The sequence below is a fragment of the Pseudomonas sp. BN415 genome (genome assembly GCF_029871195.1).
GTDB lineage: Bacteria > Pseudomonadota > Gammaproteobacteria > Pseudomonadales > Pseudomonadaceae > Metapseudomonas > Metapseudomonas resinovorans.
This window is the reverse complement of the sequence record NZ_SSOK01000067.1, coordinates 92,149-110,462: the sequence shown is the minus strand read 5'-3', so window position 1 is coordinate 110,462 and position 18,314 is coordinate 92,149. Positions and strand designations below refer to the sequence as shown.

Sequence of the window (18,314 nt, the reverse complement as noted above, 5' to 3'; positions counted from 1 at the left end):
CCGGGAGAGCATCTGCCTTACAAGCAGAGGGTCGGCGGTTCGATCCCGTCATCACCCACCATTTTTGTGGTTACGCGCAGCGGTAGTTCAGTCGGTTAGAATACCGGCCTGTCACGCCGGGGGTCGCGGGTTCGAGTCCCGTCCGCTGCGCCATATAAAAGCCCTCAGGTAGTAATGCCTGGGGGCTTTTTCTTTGTCTGGCCGAAAGGTCCTACAGCGCTGACATCGTTGCTTACGTGACGCGGCGCAAGACGCTGAACTTATTGCCAAACCCCTGTTCTCATTGCCCATAGCCACTCCTCGCGGCGGCCTGCTAAGCTCGCCGCTCCATCGTATTGCCATCACGGCGACAGACAAGGATTCAGCATGAAACAACATCGGTTGGCGGCCGCTGTGGCCCTGGTGGGCCTGGTTCTCGCGGGCTGCGATTCGCAGACCAGCGTTGAACTCAAGACTCCGGCCCAGAAAGCCTCCTACGGTATCGGCCTGAACATGGGCAAGAGCCTGGCTCAGGAAGGCATGGACGACCTTGATCCCAAGGCCGTTGCCCAGGGTATCGAAGACGCCATCGGCAAGAAGGAGCAGCGCCTGAAGGACGAAGAGCTGGTTGAAGCCTTTGCCTTCCTGCAGAAGCGTGCCGAAGAGCGCATGACCGCGCTGAATGCCGAGAACGCCAAAGCCGGCAAGAAATTCCTCGAAGACAACGGCAAGCGCGAAGGCGTTGTGACCACCGCTTCCGGCCTGCAGTACGAGATCGTGAAGAAGGCCGAAGGTGCGCAGCCCAAAGCCACCGACGTAGTGACCGTTCACTACGAAGGCAAGCTGACCGATGGCACCGTATTCGACAGCTCCGTCCAGCGTGGCAGCCCCATCGACCTGCCGGTCAACGGCGTGATCCCGGGCTGGGTCGAAGGCCTGCAACTGATGCATGTGGGTGAAAAGGTCAAACTCTTCATCCCCAGCGAGCTGGCCTACGGCGAGCAGAGCCCGAGCCCGGCCATTCCGGCCAACTCGGTGCTGGTGTTCGACCTGGAACTAATCAGCATCAAGGATCCGGCCGCCGCCGAGCAGCAGTAAGCGGTAGTTGGTTCCCCAAAAACGCCCCGTCTCGACGGGGCGTTTTCGCTTCCGTCGCCGGTCCCGCTCGAACCGAGAGCCGACCTTTCGGTCACAACGGGAGTGGGGTGGCGCGAAAGTGTTACGGTTATGCACATGACCGGGTAACCATGCTCGTACCGAATGCGACCTGCGGTCGCATTGCGGACTGCCAGGTCAAATGCTTGATTTTGCTGGTCTTTTGGCAGTGGGCAAATTTTGCCCGATCTGTCGCGGAGCCGCATGATATGGGCCTTTTCCCCTCTCTGTGGAAAACTGTTCACAAGGTTATCCACAGATTTCGTGGATAACCGCACCAAGCCCTCTAGGCCAAGCTTCTGCCGAGGAGTACCGATGAAAGCACCTTGGAATTTCCAGCGTTACCTGACCCTGGCACAACGTTTCCTGGCCGGTGGGCGATTGCCGTCACTGCTGTTGGCTGCATCCCGCAAGAGCTCGAGCCAGAGCGGTCGTCTGGGCGCGGTGAAGGATGACTTGCGACTGTTACTGTCCCTGGCCAATGCCTGGTTGCGGGGTGAGTACCGGCAGATCAACCCCAAGGCATTCCTCGCGGTGGTGGGGGCATTGCTCTACTTTGTCACGCCTCTCGATGCGCTTCCGGACTGGCTGGTTGGCATGGGTTTCGTCGACGACCTGGCGGTGCTGGCCTGGGTCCTGAAGACCTGGGGTGGAGAGTTGGACGCCTTCCGGGCCTGGCGCGAGAAGCAGTCACCGGAAGTGCAGGCGCTGCTGGAGCGATTACCGGCGCCGGACTCTCAGCGATCCTGAAGCCCGGCGCGCTGCTGTTCGCCTTGCAGCAGTGATTCGAGTTCGCCGCTGTCCCGCAGGCTCTGCAGTGCAGCATCCAGGTGCTCGGCCGGTACCGGCAGCTGGCTGCCATAGGCGCAATGCAAACGATAGCGCTCCACTACCCAGGGGCTGAACACCAGCGGTACGTCGGGGCGCGCGGCCAATTCATAGGCAAGGGCACGGCGCATATCGATGACGGCATCCAGCCGCTTGTGGCTCAGCAGGTTCAGGCGAGTGTCCAGGTCGCGCACGTCCTTGCGTTCCACGTCGTGGTTCGCGAAGGCTTCCATCAACGGCATGCTGTAGGCGTAACCCAGGCTGGTGCCCAGCACCTTGCCCTTGAGATCGGTCAGGCCGTTGATCGCTGGGCTGTCGCGGTGCTGGAGAAGGGCGTCTTCTTCTTCGAACAGTGGTGGTGACCAGTGATAGGCCGGAGCGTCGACCATCCATTCGGGGTTGGAGTTGCAGATCAGATGGATGCGCCCGTTTTTCAGGGATTCCTCGATGCGTTTGTTCGGTGTTTCGACGAAGCTCACCGAAACAGACAGATCCTTGGCAATACGCTCGCCGAGGCGACGGATGAAGCCGCCGAGCAGGACATGTTCGCTCACCTGAACGTAGGGCATGCCGTCAGCTGGGCCGAAGCCCCAGCGCAGCTCTTCGGCCCGCAGCAGGCCGGACCAGAGGCTGACGAGTATCCAGAAAACCACATGAAAATGCCGCGTCACGTACCTTCCCCCGCCTGGTGGACGCAGTATAGTTCACCCTCTGCGGGCCCTTGGCCTGATAATATGGCCGCCTGCATGGAGGTGCTGAAGCAGTCGGCACTGCGTTCCACGGGGAGCTTCAATGAGTGTGCAAGTGATCATGCGTGACGGCCAGGCGGAGTACGCAGTGCTGCCCTGGGCCGAATACCAGGCGCTACTGCGCGCCGCCGGCCAGGCCACCACAGAAACGGCCGCCGAGCCTGCCAGGACGGCGATCGGACAAATGAAGTCGCTGCGCGAAGCCCAGGGGCAGAGCCTGGAGCAACTGGCCCGCGCGGTGGGCATCAGCCCCCACTACCTGGGGCTGATCGAGAGCGGCGAACGTGAGCCTGATGAAGCCATCAAGCGCGGTCTGGCGCGTGCCCTCGGGGTTTCCGGCTGGGAGTCCGGATCTTGAGTCTGCGAATCAGCCGCCAGCACTGGCAAGCCCTGTTGAATGAACTGGAAGACGCACGTCGTCAGCGGCACCTGCTGACTTATCGGGCGTTGATCGAACGTCTGCAATTGCCATCCCCGGCCATGCAGACCCTCACTGCGGCCCTTGAGCATCTGGCTGCCCTCGATGCCCGCGCCGAGCGTCCACTGCGTAGTTCCCTGGTCATCAGCCAGGGTGCCAGCCGCTTGCCGCGCACCGGTTTCTTCGAGTGCGTCGAGCGCCTGGGGCGTTTCTCCGGTCCTCCGGATGGCATCGCGGCGGCCTCCTGGCACGCCTCCGAAGTAGTGCGGGTGTTCGAGTTCAGCTACCCCGAGGAACAGTGATGTTCTGGAGGCTGAGGGCGCGGATCGGCTATCAGGCGGCGCGCTGGCTGATACGCTTTCCGAAGCTGGTTGCCCAACCCCGTGCCTGGCAGTGGATGCAGGGCCAGTACGCACGAATGGCTGCCTTGGGCGATGTGCCTGCGCAGAGCTTCTACGGTCACTTGTTGCTGCACCGTGGGCATGGTTTCGGTGCGCGGGAGGAGGGTGTTCGCCTGCTGCGCCAGGCGGCGCAGGCCGGTGATGGCAAGTCCGCCTACCAACTGGGCGTACTGAGCCTGGCTGGCGACGCTCGGCAAGCACCGGATGCCGCCGATGCCGCGCGCTGGTGGGGCCTGGCCGCCGATGCCGGCCACCCTCTGGCCGCGCGTAAACTGGCCGATCTCTATCGCGATGGCGGACCGGGCCTCGAATCCGATTCCGGCGCTGCCCAGCGTGCCGCCCGACGCGCGGATGAGCTTGGCCTCTGACTCGCCGCTGAGTTGAGCTACACCGGCAGCATCCCTGGGCCCTTCAAACCGCTTCGATGATGTGCAGGCTGTAGCCGGGCATGGCCTTGGCGTGGCGTTTGGCTTCCGACGCGAGCCCCGCCAGCTGCGAGGCGTCCAGTTGTGTGCAATCCTCCGGTTTGAGGGTCACCACACCGATGGATAGCGACAGCAGGGGAAACTCTTCTCGCTGGCCGTGGCGGTTGTGGGCGACGAAGCACCCTGCCTGCAAGTGGTCGTTGCGGTAGAAGCGTCGGCACTGGCCCTGGAAGTCTTCCAGCAAGTAACTGAGTCGGACGCGCCAGTCGTCCGATCCCAGTACCAGCAAGAAGTCATCGCCGCCTATATGGCCGACGAAATCCCGCGCCGGGTCCACCCGTTCGCTCAGGCACTGGGCCAGGCAAAGCAGCACTTCGTCACCCTTGGCGTAACCGTAGAGGTCGTTGAAGGGTTTAAAGCTGTCGATATCCACGTAGCAGATCACCGCTTGGCGGCGCTGCTGCAACAACCGTGTTAGGCACTGCTGGATGGGTACGTTACCCGGCAGCAAGGTTAGCGGGTTGGCATGTCGGGCCTGCTGGATCTTCAGCTCGGTGATCAGTTTGAGCACGTCGATTACCCGTCCCAGCCCTCGATAGCGGCCGTCGAGGATAAGGATGAAGTCTTCTTCGATACGCTGTCTGGCTCGGCTGGTGATCAGGCGACTGACCTGCTGCAGGGATTGCCCCATTTCCACAGCGAGGAAATCCGTGCTCATCAGCCGGTTCACGGATTTGCGGGCGAACAGGTCGGTGGCGAAGGGGCGGAGCAAGGCTTCCGAAAGCAGGTGGCGATGGACGATTCCGACCGGTCGCTGATGGGCGTCGAGCACCGCGAGTGAGTTGAGATTGGCCTGGGCACGAAAGGCTTCGAGCACCTGGTGGATGGGCGTGTCCTCGTGCACAGCCGGTTGCTCGTTGAGCAGGGCGGAAAGGTCGCTGCTCTCCTCGTTCATGTTGCCGGTCGACTCCAGCGGCGGCAGCAGGACGCGCGCATCACGAGAGGGATGTTCCTGGGGACGTCCGAGAAGATAGCCCTGGACCAGGTCGATACCCATTTCCGCGAGCACCGCCAGCTCTTCTGCCAGTTCGATGCCTTCGGCTATGACCTGGGCGCGGGAAGCCTTGGCCATTTTCAGGATGGATTCGACGAACTCGCGCTTCACCGCATCCTGGTGGATGCCGTCGATGAAGTGGCGGTCGATCTTCACGTAATCCGGGCGCAGCTCGGACCACAGGCGCAAGCTGGAATAGCCCGCGCCCAGGTCGTCCAGGGCGATGGAGAAGCCCATGGCGCGGTAGTGGTGCAGGGCGGTATCGAGCAGGTTGAAGTCTTCGGTCGGGGTCTGCTCGGTGAGTTCGATAACCACCTGACTAGGGGGAATGCCGAAGGCTTGCAGCATTTTCAGGGTGCGGCCCGGCTGGTGTGCCGGGTCCAGCAGCGACTCTGGGGAAACGTTGAGGAACAGCAGGCCGTCGAGCTGGAGCTCCTTGAAGCGGCGGCAGGCGCTCTTGCGACATGCCATTTCCAGGTCGCTCAGACGCCCTGCGTGGCGCGCCACAGCGAACAGGGTCATTGGCGAGTGCAGCGGGCTGTTGGATGGGCCGCGGGTCAGGGCTTCGTAGCCGATGATGCGCCGTTCAGACAGCGACAGGATTGGCTGGAACAGGCTGTGCAAGTCGCCGTGAGCGAGGATCAGGCCCAGCGCGCTCAACTGCTCGGTGACGGTCATGCTGTTACTCGTGAAAAAGAAAGGGGCCGCAATTGCGGCCCCCGGATTTCACGACAGTTATGTGACGGCGTTATGACATCATTTCAATGTTTCGCCACAGATGCGTTCAGGCCCAGATAATCCAGCAGGATCTGCCCGGTTTCGGTCAGGTAGGCGTCATCTTCCGGTTTGGTCTTTTCCTCTTCTACCGGCACGGCGTCTTCGTCTTCCGGCTTGAGTTCCTTCAGGAGTTCCTCGCCCTTGGCCTTGCGACGGGTGTTCTCCATCGCCAACTGCTTGGTCTCGATATCTGTTTGCTGGGCGCGGCGCTTGGTCTCGTTGAGGCTGACCACGGTGTCCTTCATCAGCTTCTGCGCCAGAGCCAGGCGCTCTCGGCTGTAGACGAAGTCCGGATTCTGCGCCGTGCGCGAATCGTGGCGGGCCTTCAGTTCGGCCAGGAACGGCTTGAAGGGGTCCAGCTCGGGCTTGATGGCCGGGCGGATGCTATCCCAGGGCATGGCCTCGGGAAGAGCGCTTTCACCGATCTGCTTGGTGTCTACCACCGAAGGGTACTCGATGTCAGGCAGCACTCCCTGGTGCTGGGTGCTCTGGCCGGATACGCGGTAGAACTTGGCCAGGGTCAGCTTGAGCTCGCCATGGTTCAGCGGCTGGATGGTCTGCACGGTGCCCTTGCCGAAGGTCTGGCCACCGATGATCAGCGCGCGGTGGTAGTCCTGCATGGCGCCGGCGAAGATCTCCGAGGCGGACGCGGACAGGCGGTTGACCAGCACGGCCATCGGGCCAGTGTAGAAAGCGCCGGTGTTCTCGTCGGCCAGCACGTCGACTCGGCCGTCGCTGTTGCGAACCAGCACGGTCGGCCCCTGGTCGATGAACAGGCCGGTCAGCTCGGTGGCTTCCTGCAGGGAGCCGCCGCCGTTGTTGCGCAGGTCGATGACCACGCCGTCGACGTGCTCTTTCTGCAGTTCGCCGAGGAGTTTCTTCACGTCACGGGTGGTGCTCTTGTACTCGGGATCACCGGCACGGAAGGCTTTGAAGTCCAGGTAGAAGGCCGGTACCTCGATCACGCCGAGCTTGAACTTGCTGCCCTCATGCTCAAGGTTGATGACGGATTTCTTCGCGGCCTGTTCTTCCAGCTTCACGGCTTCGCGGGTGATGGCGACTACCTTGCTGGTCTGGTCGTTCGGGGCGTTGCTGGCCGGAATCACTTCCAGGCGCACCACGGAGCCTTTCGGGCCGCGGATCAGCTTGACCACCTCGTCCAGGCGCCAGCCGATCACATCGACCATTTCGCCGTTGCCCTGGGCAACGCCAACGATCTTGTCCGCTGGTGCGACCTGCTTGCTTTTCTCGGCTGGCCCGGCCGGTACGAGGCGCACCACCTTCACGTACTCGTTGTCGCTCTGCAACACGGCGCCGATGCCCTCGAGGGACAGGCTCATGTTGATGTCGAAGTTTTCCGCGTTATCCGGGGAGAGGTACTGGGTGTGCGGGTCGTAAGTCTGGGCAAAGGCGTTGATGTAGGCCTGGAACACGTCTTCGCCACGGGTCTGGTCGAGGCGGGAAAGCTGATTCTTGTAGCGTTTGATCAGCAGTTCCTGGATGGCCTTGGGGTCCTTCTTGGCGATCTTCAGGCGCAGTACTTCATCTTTCACGCGCTTGCGCCAGAGATCGTCGAGGGCCGCGCGGTCCTTGGCCCAGGGGGCTTTCTCGCGGTCGGTTTCCAGGTTTTCGTCGACGGTGAAATCGATCTTGTCGACGCCCTTGTCGAGCATCGCCAGGGCGAAGTCCAGGCGTTCCTTGAGGCGGTCAAGGTGGCGCTTGTAGATGACGAAGCCGGGCTCCAGGTCTCCGCTTTTCAGCAGGTCGTCGAAGCGCGTGCGCCACTTGTCGAATTCCGCGATATCGGCAGCGGTGAAGTACATTCGCGCCGGGTCGAGGAGCTTGAGGTAGCCCTCGTAGATCTTTACCGAGCGCTCATCGTTGAGCGGCGGCTTGTTGTAGTGGTGGCGCTTGAGCAGTTCCACTACGTTGAGGCTGGCGATCACCTGTTCGCGGTCGGGCTGAATGGCATCCCAACTGTTCGGGGCTGTGGGGGCGGCATGCAGCGGCAGGATGCTGACGCTGAGGGCCAAGGCAAGTGCAGAACTGATCAGGGAGCGCTTCATGCTGATTCGACGTCGGGACAGGTGATAACGCATATTAGGCCGTATTTGAGGGCGCCGGGTTCCATCGGCGCAATGCGAAGGCCCGGCTACTCGCCGGGCCAGGTCCAAGCTCACTATGGAGGCACCGTGAAGGCATTGCAAGGCGTCGAAGGGCGCGTGGAGTGGGGGGAGCGGGCCAGTCCGGCCTGTGATGTGGGGCAGGTGCGGATTCGCGTGGCGGCTGCCGGCCTGAACCGGGCCGACCTGTTGCAGCGCGCCGGGCTTTATCCGCCGCCGCCGGGAGCCAGCGACGTTCTTGGCCTGGAAGCCTCCGGAGTGATTGCCGAAGTGGGGGCCGGTAGTGGTGCCTGGCGGGTGGGGGACCGTGTCTGCTGTCTGCTTGCCGGCGGTGGCATGGCCGAAGAAGTGGTGGTGGATGCCCGCCATGTGCTGCCCGTGCCGGAAGGCTTGTCCCTGGCTGAGGCTGCTGCGCTGCCAGAGGTCTACGCCACGGCCTGGCTCAACCTGTTCCAACTGGCCGGCATCAAGCCTGGCGAGAAAGTGCTGCTGCACGCCGGGGCCAGCGGTGTCGGCTCGGCAGCCATCCAGCTGTGCAAGGCCTTCGGCAATCCCTGCTGGGTCAGTGTGGGCTCGGCCGAGCGCCTAGCCTATTGCGAATCCCTCGGTGCCCAAGGCGGTGCGCTGCGCGGCGAGAGCCTGGAAAGCCTGCGTGATTTCGGCCCCTTCGATGTGATTCTCGACCCGGTCGGCGGTAACTACGCCAGTCTCAACCTGGCCCTGGCCGCCACCGACGGACGCTGGGTGAACATTGGCCTGATGGGCGGGCGCAAGGCCGAGCTGGACATGGCCCTGCTGCTGGGCAAGCGGGTGCAGCTGATTGGCTCTACCTTGCGCAGCCGCGACGAGCAGTTCAAGGCTGACCTCATCAGCGAGTTGCGCCAGCAGGTCTGGCCATTGTTCGAGGAAGGGCGCCTGCAACCACGTCTGGAAAAAGCCTATTCGGCCAAGGACGCCGAGGCTGCCTTCGAGGCGTTGGCCAGCAACCAGGTGGAAGGAAAACTGGTGCTCCTGCTCGACGAAAGCCTCGTCTGAGGCGCGGCTCTCCGGCGCTCCAGGCCACGCGTGGCGGGGCGTCGGGGAGTTGCATTGAAGTAATCAATCGTTCTGATGGGGTCAATCAATATGATCTTTTTGGAATAACCCAATACTCTTCGTCGGGTAAATTTTCTAACCCAACGAGGACGTTGCGATGTCTCTGATCAATACCGAAGTCAAACCGTTCAAAGCCACCGCCTACCATCAGGGCAAGTTCGTCGAACTGACCGAAGCCAGCCTGAAGGGCAAGTGGTCCGTATTCTTCTTCTACCCGGCTGACTTCACCTTCGTTTGCCCGACCGAACTGGGCGACCTGGCCGACAACTACGCCGAGTTCCAGAAACTGGGCGTGGAAATCTACGGTGTGTCCACTGACACCCACTTCACGCACAAGGCCTGGCACGACACTTCCGACACCATCGGCAAGATCCAGTACCCGCTGGTTGGCGACCCGACCTGGGTTCTGTCCAAGAACTTTGAAGTGCTGATCGAAGAAGCCGGTCTGGCTGACCGTGGCACTTTCGTGATCGACCCGGAAGGCAAGATCCAGATCGTCGAAGTCAACGCCGGCGGTATCGGCCGTGACGCCCAGGAACTGCTGCGCAAGGTCAAGGCTGCCCAGTACGTGGCTGCCCACCCGGGCGAAGTCTGCCCGGCCAAGTGGAAAGAAGGCGAAGCGACCCTCGCCCCGTCTCTGGATCTGGTAGGCAAGATCTAAAAACGGTCGGGAAGCTGTTGCGCTTGCTCTCGACGCTTCCCACTCCGTTTTACGCCCTGTAAAGGCGAGCGGAGGGCCTTCCGGCAATCCGCTCGTATCACACCCCTCATCCCGTTTCGGGCGGTCGGCGACGACCGTCGAGGGGTGACTCATGCCCGCAATAAAGGAATTCGCACATGTTGGACGCCAATCTTAAAACCCAGTTGAAGGCCTACCTCGAAAAGGTCACCCAGCCGTTCGAGATCGTCGCGTCCCTCGATGACAGCGACAAATCCCGCGAATTGCTCGGGCTGCTGCAAGACATCGTCGGCCTGACCGACAAGATCACCCTGAAGACCGATGGCAGCGATGCCCGTCGCCCGTCGTTCTCCCTGAACCGTCCCGGGGCCGACATCGCCCTGCGTTTTGCCGGCATCCCCATGGGTCACGAGTTCACCTCGCTGGTGCTGGCCTTGCTGCAAGTAGGTGGTCACCCATCCAAGCTTGCCGCTGATGTGATCGAGCAGATCAAGTCGGTCGAAGGCGAGTTCAGCTTCGAAACCTATTTCTCGCTGTCCTGCCAGAACTGCCCCGACGTGGTGCAGGCGCTGAACCTGATGGCCGTGCTCAACCCGAACATCCGCCACGTCGCCATCGACGGCGCGCTGTTCCAGGACGAAGTCGAGCAGCGCCAGATCATGTCTGTGCCGAGCATCTACCTGAACGGCGAACTGTTCGGCCAGGGCCGCATGGGCGTGGAAGAAATCCTCGCCAAGATCGACACCGGCGCCGCCGCTCGCGATGCCGAGAAACTCAACGCCAAGGCGGCCTTCGACGTGCTGGTGATCGGCGGTGGCCCTGCCGGCGCTTCCGCTGCGATCTACGCTGCGCGTAAAGGCATCCGCACCGGCGTTGCCGCCGAGCGTTTCGGGGGCCAGGTACTGGACACCATGGCCATCGAGAACTTCATCTCGGTACAGGAGACTGAAGGCCCGAAACTGGCCCGTGCCCTGGAAGAGCACGTCAAGCAATACGACGTCGACATCATGAACCTGCAGCGCGCCTGCGCACTGGTCCCTGCCAAGGCCGAGGGCGAGCCGCATGAAGTGCGCTTCGAGAGCGGTGCATCGCTTAAGGCCAAGACCGTGATCCTTTCCACCGGCGCCCGCTGGCGCGAGATGAACGTACCCGGCGAGCAGGAATACCGTGGCCGCGGCGTGGCCTACTGCCCGCACTGCGATGGCCCGCTGTTCAAGGGCAAGCGCGTTGCTGTAATCGGCGGTGGCAACTCCGGTGTCGAGGCCGCCATCGACCTGGCCGGCATCGTCGCCCATGTCACTCTGATCGAGTTCGACGACAAGCTGCGTGCAGACGCGGTGCTGCAGAAGAAGCTGGCCAGCCTGCCCAACGTCAACGTCATCAAGAGCGCGCTGACCACTGAGGTGAAAGGCGATGGCCAGAAGGTCAACGGTCTGGTCTACAAGGACCGCACCACCGATGAACTTCGTACGCTGGAGCTGGAAGGCATCTTCGTGCAGATCGGCCTGCTGCCCAACAGCGAATGGCTGAAGGGTGTGGTTGAGCTTACCCCGCGCGGCGAGATCATCACCGACGCCAAAGGGCAGACCAACATCCCCGGCGTGTTCGCTGCCGGTGACGTGACCACCGTTCCGTACAAGCAGATCGTGATCGCCGTGGGAGAGGGTGCCAAGGCTTCCCTCAGCGCCTTCGATCACCTGATCCGTACGACCTGATTTACTCAGCGTGGTGTGCTGAAGTGGCGGAGGCCCGCAAGGGCTCTCCGCTTTTTTTATGTCCGCGCGGCTTCCCTGTATCCTTCGCGCTTTCGTTCCTCATGCGGCAGGGCTCATCTCGTGAAACAGCAACTTATCGAATTGATTACGGCCATCAGCTCCGGATGCATGGCCGAGGATGAGATCGAGCGCGTCGCCGAAGAAGCCTCACAGGCCTACGCCGATCCAGACGCATTCCTCGCGGCCAATCCGGATATCAACTACGACGAAAGCTTCCCTATCCCATTGGGCGAGTGGGTCGTGGTGGGCAGCTTGCCGGACACCGTACTGTTCCAGGCGGATAGCTACGACCAGTTGTTCCAGCAGGTGGTGGACTCCTTCGGCCCCAGCGTCAATTTCGTGCTCAGACCCAAGCAACTGGTGAAGGTGGAGCCGCTCAAGGCCCTCAACCGCATCCAGGTGCAGATGGGCAGCCTGTACCCGGAGAAGGACGGCTACGTACTGGTGGACTTCAGCGAGCCGCTGGATGACGAACTGCAGTGCGTGCTGGTCTACAAGAATGACCTGGAGAAGGTCATGCAACTGGCCGTGGAGATCGGTATCTACACCGCACCGGCCTATGAGGCGCTCAAGGCCGAAATGGAAACGGGCGACGACTGAGTCGCCGCCCGCTTGTGTAGGGTGGACCACGCTTCATCGGTCCACCATCGATGTCGCGCCAGGCCCCGATGGTGAATAGAAAAGCGCTATCCACCCTACGCATGCGCCTCGATCTTTTCGACTTACAGCTGATACCCGTAAGACTTGATCACTTCCGCGGCCTTCGGTCCCTTCAGGTAATCCACCAGCGCCTTGGCGGCCGGGTTGGCTTGACCCTTCTTCAATATCAGCGCCTCCTGCCTGATCGGCTCATGCATTTCGGTGGGAACGATCCAGGCCGAACCGCTGGTGATCTTGCCGTCCTTGTAAACCTGGGATAGGGCGACGAAGCCCAGCTCGGCATTGCCACTGGAGACGAATTGCAGGGCCTGGGTGATGTTCTGGCCTTCCACCAGCTTGGGCGCGACGGTCTTGGTCAGCCCCAGCTTCTCCAGCACCTGGGTGGCCGCCTGGCCGTACGGTGCGGTCTTCGGGTTGGCGATGGACAGGTGCTTGTACTGACCGGTCTTCAGCACGTCGCCCTTGGCGTCCACATAGCCGTCCCGTGCCGACCAGAGCACCAGGGTGCCGATGGCGTAAGTGAAGCGCGAGCCGGGCACGCTTTCACCTTCCCTTTCCAGCTTGGCCGGGGTGGTGTCATCGGCCGACAGGAAGACCTCGAAGGGCGCGCCGTTCTTGATCTGGGTGTAGAACTGGCCGGTGGCGCCATAGGCAGCGACCAGCTTGTGGCCGGTGTCCTTCTCGAAATCCTTGGCGATGGCCTGGATAGGCGCGGAGAAGTTGGCGGCGACTGCGACCTGGACTTCCCCGGCGAAGGCCGTTGCAAGGCTACAGCAGGTGACCTGAAAAGTTAGGGCACGAGCAAGGAGATGGCGCATGGAGAGGCTCCCGGTTCCGACGTTATGACTATCGCTATGTATTTATGTATATAGCGGCGGGCGGCATTCTCCGAATGGTTTGACTTGAAAGTCAAGGGGCGACCTCTAGGGGGGCTCTCCCCTCTTCTCCAGGAAGGGGGAGGGAAGGGCGGCTCAGCGCCAGTCGAGAATTGGCCAGCCCGCCTGTTCCGCATGTGAACGCAGGGTCGGGTCGGGGTTGACCGTGTGGGGTCTGGCCACCAGTGAAAGCAGAGGCAGGTCGTTGCGCGAATCGGAATAGAAGGCGGCACCTTCCAGGCTCTCGCCTTGCTCTTTCATCCAGGCATTCAGGCGGGTCACCTTGCCGTCGCGGTAGGTGAGCACGCCGCGGGTGCGGCCGCTATAACAGCCGTGCTGTTCTTCCAGGTCGATGGCCAGGACTTCTTCCACGCCCAGGCGTTCGGCGATGGCGCTGACCAGGAAGTGCGCCGAGGCGGAGATGATCAGGATGCGGTCACCGGCGGCGCGGTGCTGCGCCAGGCAGCGCATGGCATCGGAGTGGATCAGCGGTTCGACCACATCCTCGACGAAGGGCTCGACCACGAAGTCCACTTCTTCAGCGGTACGCCCCACCAACGGCGACAGGCTGAAGGCCATGTAGTCCTCCATCGCCAACTTGCCTTCGGCGTAGAGCGCCATGAGTTCCTGGTCCTTGCGGATGAAGGACTCCTCGTCGACCCAGCCCAGTTCGGCCATGTGTGCACTCCACAGGCTGGCGCAGTCGCCGTCTATCAGGGTGTCGTCGAGGTCGAAGATTGCCAGGGCCATCAGGCCACCTCCCGGATTGCGTGATCGTCTATGCGCAGACCGACGCGTTGGCCTTTGCGGTGCAGGTCTTCGGCGGAGCGATTGAGCACGTCCACTACCAGCTGAACGCCCCGGGCTTCGACCCGATAGCGCACTACGTTGCCCAGCAGGCTGTGGCTGCGCACTTCGGCCTCGATGCCGCCTTCCGCGCTCAGGGTGATGGCCTCTGGGCGTATGGCGATGCGGCCGTTCACCGGGCGCTGCAACAGACGGCTGGCCGCGTCGGCGTCGAGCAGGTTGTAGTTGCCGATGAAGCCAGCGGCGAAGGCGTCCACCGGCGCGGTATAGAGGGTTTCCGCGTCGCCGCTCTGGACGATACGCCCTGCGTTCATCAGGAAGATGCGGTCGGAGAGGGTCAGCGCTTCTTCCTGGTCATGGGTGACGAAAATAGTGGTCAGTCCCAGTTCCTGCTGGATGGAGCGGATTTGTTCACGCAGGTGCTTGCGGATGCGCGCGTCCAGCGCTGAGAGCGGCTCGTCCAGCAGCAGCAGGCGCGGGCGGGTGACCAGCGAGCGGGCCAGGGCCACGCGCTGGCACTGGCCACCGGAAAGCTGGTGCGGATAACGCGCGGCAAAATCCTGCAACTCCACCATGGCCAGGGCCTCGTCAACCCGGCGCTTGCTATCGGCGGCGCCGACTTTCTGCATACGCAGGCCGAAGGCGACGTTCTGCTGCACGGTCATATTGGGGAACAGTGCATAGCTCTGGAATACCATGCCGATGCCACGCTTCTGCGGCGATACCGGCACCAGCTCCTGGCCGTCGAGCAGGATCTGCCCGCCGTTGACCTCTGTGAGGCCGGCGATGCAGCGCAGCAGAGTGGACTTGCCGCAGCCCGAAGGGCCGAGCAGGGTGACGAATTCACCCTTGCCGATCTCGCAGTGGATGTCACTGAAGATGGAGGTCTGGCCATAGCGCTTGTGCAGGCCGCGGATGGAAAGAAAGCTCATGCCTTGTCCTTGTTCAGACGGTTGGCTGCCCAGGTGAACAGCAGCACGAAGAAGAAGTAGGAGATCACCAGGGCGCTGTTGAAGTGGCCGCTGCTGTTGCGCATGTTGTTCAAGTACACCTGCAGGGTTTCGTAGCGGGTACCTACCAGCAGGTTGGCGAAGACGAACTCGCCGAAGAGGAAGGAGAACGACAGGAACAGCGACACCATCAGGCCCTTGCGCAGGTTCGGCAGCACAACCAGGAATGCGGCCTTCCAGGTGCTGGCGCCGAGCAGTTGGGCGGCATCCATCAGGTCACGCAGGTTGATTGCCTGCAGGTTGTTGGTGATGGCGCGGTACATGAAGGGCAGGGCGATGGTGAAGAAGCAGCCGATCAGGATCCAGGGCGTGCCCACCATGGCCAGCGGTCCTGAACCGTAGATCTGCAACAGCCCCACGGAGGACACCACCGGCGGCACTGCGAAGGGCAGCAGGATGAGGATGTTCATCAGCCCGTCGAGCTTCGGGAAGTGGTAATGCACCACGAACAGCAGCGGCAGGATCAGCACCACCGACAGCGCCAGCGCGCCGAAGCACACCAGCAGGGACTGGCCGAAGGCAGTGAGGAAACGGGCCTCGCTCCACAGCGCGAAGTACCACTTGAGGGTCAGCCCGTCCGGGAGGATGGTCGCGGACCAACTGGTGGAGACGGAGTAGAGCAGGGTGCCGGCCAGCGGCAGCAGCAGGATGAGGAACAGCAACCAGACCACCACGCGATGGTAGAGGCCGCCGTTGAGGGATTCAGCGCGCGACATGGTAGCTCCTCTTCAGCAGCCACTGGTGCACCACCGTGATCAGGGCCATCAGCCCGACCAGAACCATCGCCAGGGCGCTGGCCAGGTTGGGGTTGAGCGCGATGTCGCCAGCGACCATGGCGGCGATGCGGATGGTCAGCACGTTGAAGTTCCCGGTGGTCAGGGCATAGACGGTGGCGTAGGCGCCAAGTGCATTGGCCAGCAGGATGACGAAGGTGCCCAGCAGGGCGGGCGTCAGCACGGGCAGGCCGATGTGTCGCCAGAACTGCCAGGGGCTGGCGCCGAGCAGGGCTGCGGATTCGCGCCAGTCTTCGCGCAGGGCGTCGAAGGCCGGGTAGAGCAGGAGTACGCCGAGGGGAATCTGGAAGTAGGTGTAGAGCACGATCAGGCCGGTCTTGGAGTAGAGGTTGAAATCCTCGATCACGCCGGACTGCTTGAGCAGGATGGTCAGGGCGCCGTTGAAGCCAAGCAGGATGATGAAGGCGAAGGCCAGCGGTACACCGGCGAAGTTGCTGGTCATGTTGGAGAAGGCCATGACGAAATCGCGCAGCTTAGAATCCACCTTGCGCAGTGAATAGGCACCGATCACGGCAATGACGATGCCGAACAGGCTTGACCAGAAGGCGATATGCAGGCTGTGCTTGATGGCCTGCAGGTAGAACTTCGAACTGAACATCTTGGTGTAGTTGCCCAGTCCCCAGCCTTCCGGCGTGTTCAGGCTGTGGATGGCGACCCAGGCCAGTGGCGCAATCTGGAACAGGATGAAAAATACGGCAAAGGGCAGCAGGCAGAGCAATGCCAGCCATTTTCCCCGGTTGGTGGCATTCACTTCAGCAGCTCCTGGCAGGCAGCCTTGTCGTGGGGCACTCCGAGCAGTTCGCAGACGATGCCGCAGAGGTCGGTCTGCTTTGGCTGCGCCGTGGCGTCCAGGCTGAAGGCATCGCCCAGGACGAACAGTGGGACCTCACGCTCTTCGGCCAGCAGGCCGTTGTGGGAGCGGTCGTTGTTCATGCCGTGGTCGGCGGTCACCAGCACCTGGTAGCCGGCGTCCAGCCAACGTTGCAGGTACTCGGCCAGTAGGATATCGGCGACCCGTGCGCTGTTGCGGTACTGGGGCGAATCCAGGCCGTGCTTGTGGCCCGCGTCATCCACATTCATCGGGTGCACCAGGAGAAAGTCCGGGTTGTGGCGCTGGCGCAGGCTTTCGGCGTCGGCAAACAGGTGCGAGTCCGGATAGTGGTCGGCGTAATAGAAGTGCCCGTGCTGGATCGGCAACTCCGTTGCGTCGGTATGACGGTCGCGGGCGGCTTCGAACGGCGAGCGGTTATAGAGCTCGCTGACCCAGTGATAGGCAGCCGCGGCGGTCTTGAGCCCGGCGGCGCTGGCGTAGTGGAAGATGCTGCGCTCTCGGGAAAGGCGTGACACATCGTTGTGGACGATTCCGCTCTTGATCGGCGGCACGCCGGTAAGAATGCATTCGTAGAGCGGACGGGACAGTGCCGGCAGCTCGCACTGGAGCTTGTACAGGGCGGCCCGGCCGGCCCCGCAGTAGGCCTGCAGGTGGCCCAGCGCATGCCGGGCCACCTCGTAGTTCAGGCCATCCAGCAGGACGAGGATGACTTTGTTCTTCATTCGATTCGCCTCGAAAGTCGCCCAACCGCCAGGAGGCGATCGGGCGGCCCCCTACTCCATCTCGATGATCACGTGCTCTTGCCACAGCTGCGGCAGGGCTTTCGAGGTTTCTTCCCAGGCCTTGGCATCCTTGATCGGCTGGACCTTGGCGTACTGCTCGTTGGGCAGCAGCTTGGCCTTGACCTCGGCCGGCAGGGTCAGGTGCTCGGCACGGATCGGACGGGCGTTGCCCTTGGCCAGGTTGATCTGGCCGGCGTCGCTGAGGATGTACTCGCGGGCCAGCTTCGCTGCGTTGGGGTTCTTCGCGTACTTGTTGATGATGGTGGTGTAGCCGGAGATCACCGAGCCATCGGAGGGGATCAGCACTTCGAAGCGGCTGGGGTCGATCTGGTCGCGGTAGGACAGGCCGTTGAAGTCCCAGACGATGCCCACTTCCACCTCGCCCTTCTCCAGGGTCTGGATGGTCGGGTTGGACAGGGACAGGCGGCCCTGCTTGGCGATCTCGGCGAAGAAGTCCAGGCCCGGCTGGATGTTCTTCTCGTTGCCGCCGTTGGCGATGGCGGCTGCCAGCACGCCGTTGACCGCCTGGGCGGCGGCGCTGACGTCACCGATGGCGACCTTGTACTTGCCGGTCTTCAGGTCGGCCCAGGACTTGGGCGCTTCCTTGACCAGTTGCTTGTTGACGATGAAGGCGATGGAGCCGGTATAGGCCAGCATCCAGTGGCCGTCGGCGTCCTTGGCCCAATCCGGGATTTGCGCCCAGGTACTGGGCTTGTAGGGCTGGGTCACGCCCTGCTGGACGGCGATGGGACCGAAGGCCGCGCCGACGTCGCCGATGTCGGCGGTGGCGTTGTCTTTCTCGGCTGCGAACTTGGCGATTTCCTGGGCCGAGCTCATGTCGGTGTCGATGTGCTTCAGGCCGTACAGTTTGTTCAGGTCAACCCAGGTGTCCTTCCAGTTGGCCCAGCTGTCGGGCATGCCCACGCTGTTCACCGCGCCTTCCTTGCGAGCGGCTTGTTCGAGACTCTTCAGATCTGCGTCGCTCGCCATCGCCTGGGTTCCCAGGGCGATGGTCGTTCCCATCAGTGAAGCCAGCAACAGGCGTTTCATGTGAAGCTCCTTAGCAGGTTTGGAGGTTGGTCTAGATCAGCAAGAC

General features: G+C 62.4%; 19 protein-coding genes and 1 tRNA gene. 10 read left to right on the top strand and 10 right to left on the bottom strand.

Annotated elements, in window-relative coordinates; translation table 11 throughout:
• The first annotated feature begins 76 nt into the window (after positions 1–76).
• The 3 genes from E8F20_RS25790 to E8F20_RS25780 all read left to right on the top strand — a co-directional run bounded on the left by E8F20_RS25790 (position 77) and on the right by E8F20_RS25780 (position 1,884).
• Positions 77–153: transfer RNA gene (locus E8F20_RS25790), tRNA-Asp, on the top strand.
• 213 nt (positions 154–366) lie between these two features.
• Positions 367–1,077 (top strand): FKBP-type peptidyl-prolyl cis-trans isomerase, encoded by a 711-nt coding sequence (locus E8F20_RS25785; RefSeq protein WP_028628230.1) that lies wholly within the window; start codon positions 367–369, stop codon positions 1,075–1,077.
• Between the two features lie 372 nt (positions 1,078–1,449).
• Positions 1,450–1,884: a DUF1232 domain-containing protein gene (locus E8F20_RS25780; RefSeq protein WP_280286281.1), complete on the top strand. Its 435-nt coding sequence runs from the start codon at positions 1,450–1,452 to the stop codon at positions 1,882–1,884.
• On the opposite strand, the gene E8F20_RS25775 is transcribed toward E8F20_RS25780, so the two are convergent.
• A complete protein-coding gene (locus E8F20_RS25775) occupies positions 1,872–2,633 on the bottom strand; it encodes an ABC transporter substrate-binding protein (protein ID WP_280286280.1) in 762 nt (253 codons plus the stop codon). The two genes, E8F20_RS25780 and E8F20_RS25775, sit on opposite strands and share 13 nt — an antisense overlap.
• Before the next feature lie 121 nt (positions 2,634–2,754).
• On the opposite strand from E8F20_RS25775, the gene E8F20_RS25770 reads away from it, so the two are divergent.
• The 3 genes from E8F20_RS25770 to E8F20_RS25760 are packed head-to-tail and all read left to right on the top strand — an operon-like array spanning position 2,755 to position 3,898.
• Positions 2,755–3,069, top strand: a complete 315-nt coding sequence (locus E8F20_RS25770) for a helix-turn-helix transcriptional regulator (RefSeq protein ID WP_137823129.1) — start codon at positions 2,755–2,757, stop codon at positions 3,067–3,069.
• Entirely contained in the window at positions 3,066–3,431 is a 366-nt protein-coding gene (locus E8F20_RS25765) for a hypothetical protein (protein ID WP_280286279.1), read from the top strand. The genes E8F20_RS25770 and E8F20_RS25765 overlap by 4 nt, the downstream gene beginning before the upstream one ends.
• Entirely contained in the window at positions 3,431–3,898 is a 468-nt protein-coding gene (locus E8F20_RS25760) for a sel1 repeat family protein (protein WP_280286278.1), read from the top strand. Before E8F20_RS25765 ends, E8F20_RS25760 begins: the two co-directional genes overlap by 1 nt.
• Before the next feature lie 43 nt (positions 3,899–3,941).
• Here E8F20_RS25760 and E8F20_RS25755 read toward each other — a convergent pair whose 3' ends face one another.
• Entirely contained in the window at positions 3,942–5,687 is a 1,746-nt protein-coding gene (locus E8F20_RS25755) for a bifunctional diguanylate cyclase/phosphodiesterase (protein ID WP_280286277.1), read from the bottom strand.
• Positions 5,688–5,770: 83 nt separating this feature from the next.
• Entirely contained in the window at positions 5,771–7,852 is a 2,082-nt protein-coding gene (locus E8F20_RS25750) for a carboxy terminal-processing peptidase (RefSeq protein ID WP_280286276.1), read from the bottom strand.
• A 126-nt stretch (positions 7,853–7,978) separates the two neighbouring features.
• Here E8F20_RS25750 and E8F20_RS25745 point away from each other — a divergent pair, with 126 nt between their 5' ends.
• The 4 genes from E8F20_RS25745 (at position 7,979) to E8F20_RS25730 (ending at position 12,058) form a co-directional block, all read left to right on the top strand.
• Positions 7,979–8,944 carry an NAD(P)H-quinone oxidoreductase gene (locus E8F20_RS25745; protein ID WP_280286275.1) on the top strand — a complete coding sequence of 322 codons (966 nt, stop codon included), beginning with the start codon at positions 7,979–7,981 and terminating at the stop codon, positions 8,942–8,944.
• A gap of 157 nt (positions 8,945–9,101) precedes the next feature.
• Positions 9,102–9,665, top strand: a complete 564-nt coding sequence (gene ahpC, locus E8F20_RS25740; RefSeq protein ID WP_280286274.1) for an alkyl hydroperoxide reductase subunit C — start codon at positions 9,102–9,104, stop codon at positions 9,663–9,665.
• Between the two features lie 176 nt (positions 9,666–9,841).
• The gene (gene ahpF / locus E8F20_RS25735) at positions 9,842–11,398 is read left to right on the top strand and encodes an alkyl hydroperoxide reductase subunit F (protein WP_280286273.1); all 1,557 of its coding nucleotides are present in this window, start codon (positions 9,842–9,844) and stop codon (positions 11,396–11,398) included.
• A 120-nt stretch (positions 11,399–11,518) separates the two neighbouring features.
• Positions 11,519–12,058, top strand: coding sequence for a hypothetical protein (locus E8F20_RS25730; protein ID WP_280286272.1), 540 nt, complete (start codon positions 11,519–11,521; stop codon positions 12,056–12,058).
• 122 nt (positions 12,059–12,180) lie between these two features.
• On the opposite strand, the gene modA is transcribed toward E8F20_RS25730, so the two are convergent.
• From modA to E8F20_RS25695, 7 genes are all read right to left on the bottom strand, one after another.
• Positions 12,181–12,936, bottom strand: a complete 756-nt coding sequence (gene modA / locus E8F20_RS25725; protein WP_280286271.1) for a molybdate ABC transporter substrate-binding protein — start codon at positions 12,934–12,936, stop codon at positions 12,181–12,183.
• 153 nt (positions 12,937–13,089) lie between these two features.
• Entirely contained in the window at positions 13,090–13,743 is a 654-nt protein-coding gene (locus E8F20_RS25720; protein ID WP_280286270.1) for an HAD family hydrolase, read from the bottom strand.
• Positions 13,743–14,732: an ABC transporter ATP-binding protein gene (locus E8F20_RS25715; protein WP_280286269.1), complete on the bottom strand. Its 990-nt coding sequence runs from the start codon at positions 14,730–14,732 to the stop codon at positions 13,743–13,745. The genes E8F20_RS25720 and E8F20_RS25715 overlap by 1 nt, the downstream gene beginning before the upstream one ends.
• Positions 14,729–15,526: an ABC transporter permease gene (locus E8F20_RS25710; RefSeq protein WP_280286268.1), complete on the bottom strand. Its 798-nt coding sequence runs from the start codon at positions 15,524–15,526 to the stop codon at positions 14,729–14,731. The genes E8F20_RS25715 and E8F20_RS25710 overlap by 4 nt, the downstream gene beginning before the upstream one ends.
• Positions 15,513–16,355, bottom strand: a complete 843-nt coding sequence (locus E8F20_RS25705; RefSeq protein ID WP_280286267.1) for an ABC transporter permease subunit — start codon at positions 16,353–16,355, stop codon at positions 15,513–15,515. The genes E8F20_RS25710 and E8F20_RS25705 overlap by 14 nt, the downstream gene beginning before the upstream one ends.
• A complete protein-coding gene (locus tag E8F20_RS25700; RefSeq protein ID WP_280286266.1) occupies positions 16,352–17,158 on the bottom strand; it encodes an alkaline phosphatase family protein in 807 nt (268 codons plus the stop codon). Before E8F20_RS25700 ends, E8F20_RS25705 begins: the two co-directional genes overlap by 4 nt.
• A 51-nt stretch (positions 17,159–17,209) precedes the next feature.
• Complete coding sequence (locus tag E8F20_RS25695; protein WP_280286265.1) at positions 17,210–18,268, bottom strand: ABC transporter substrate-binding protein; 1,059 nt, start codon at positions 18,266–18,268, stop codon at positions 17,210–17,212.
• Between the last annotated feature and the right edge of the window lie 46 nt (positions 18,269–18,314).

Coding starts and splice junctions, on each gene's coding strand:
- E8F20_RS25785 (WP_028628230.1), top strand. CDS start 367: ATGAAACAACATCGGTTGGCGGCCGCTGTGGCCCTGGTGGGCCTGGTT.
- E8F20_RS25780 (WP_280286281.1), top strand. CDS start 1,450: ATGAAAGCACCTTGGAATTTCCAGCGTTACCTGACCCTGGCACAACGT.
- E8F20_RS25770 (WP_137823129.1), top strand. CDS start 2,755: ATGAGTGTGCAAGTGATCATGCGTGACGGCCAGGCGGAGTACGCAGTG.
- E8F20_RS25760 (WP_280286278.1), top strand. CDS start 3,431: ATGTTCTGGAGGCTGAGGGCGCGGATCGGCTATCAGGCGGCGCGCTGG.
- E8F20_RS25755 (WP_280286277.1), bottom strand. CDS start 5,687: ATGACCGTCACCGAGCAGTTGAGCGCGCTGGGCCTGATCCTCGCTCAC.
- E8F20_RS25750 (WP_280286276.1), bottom strand. CDS start 7,852: ATGAAGCGCTCCCTGATCAGTTCTGCACTTGCCTTGGCCCTCAGCGTC.
- ahpC (WP_280286274.1), top strand. CDS start 9,102: ATGTCTCTGATCAATACCGAAGTCAAACCGTTCAAAGCCACCGCCTAC.
- ahpF (WP_280286273.1), top strand. CDS start 9,842: ATGTTGGACGCCAATCTTAAAACCCAGTTGAAGGCCTACCTCGAAAAG.
- modA (WP_280286271.1), bottom strand. CDS start 12,936: ATGCGCCATCTCCTTGCTCGTGCCCTAACTTTTCAGGTCACCTGCTGT.
- E8F20_RS25720 (WP_280286270.1), bottom strand. CDS start 13,743: ATGGCCCTGGCAATCTTCGACCTCGACGACACCCTGATAGACGGCGAC.
- E8F20_RS25715 (WP_280286269.1), bottom strand. CDS start 14,732: ATGAGCTTTCTTTCCATCCGCGGCCTGCACAAGCGCTATGGCCAGACC.
- E8F20_RS25710 (WP_280286268.1), bottom strand. CDS start 15,526: ATGTCGCGCGCTGAATCCCTCAACGGCGGCCTCTACCATCGCGTGGTG.
- E8F20_RS25700 (WP_280286266.1), bottom strand. CDS start 17,158: ATGAAGAACAAAGTCATCCTCGTCCTGCTGGATGGCCTGAACTACGAG.
- E8F20_RS25695 (WP_280286265.1), bottom strand. CDS start 18,268: ATGAAACGCCTGTTGCTGGCTTCACTGATGGGAACGACCATCGCCCTG.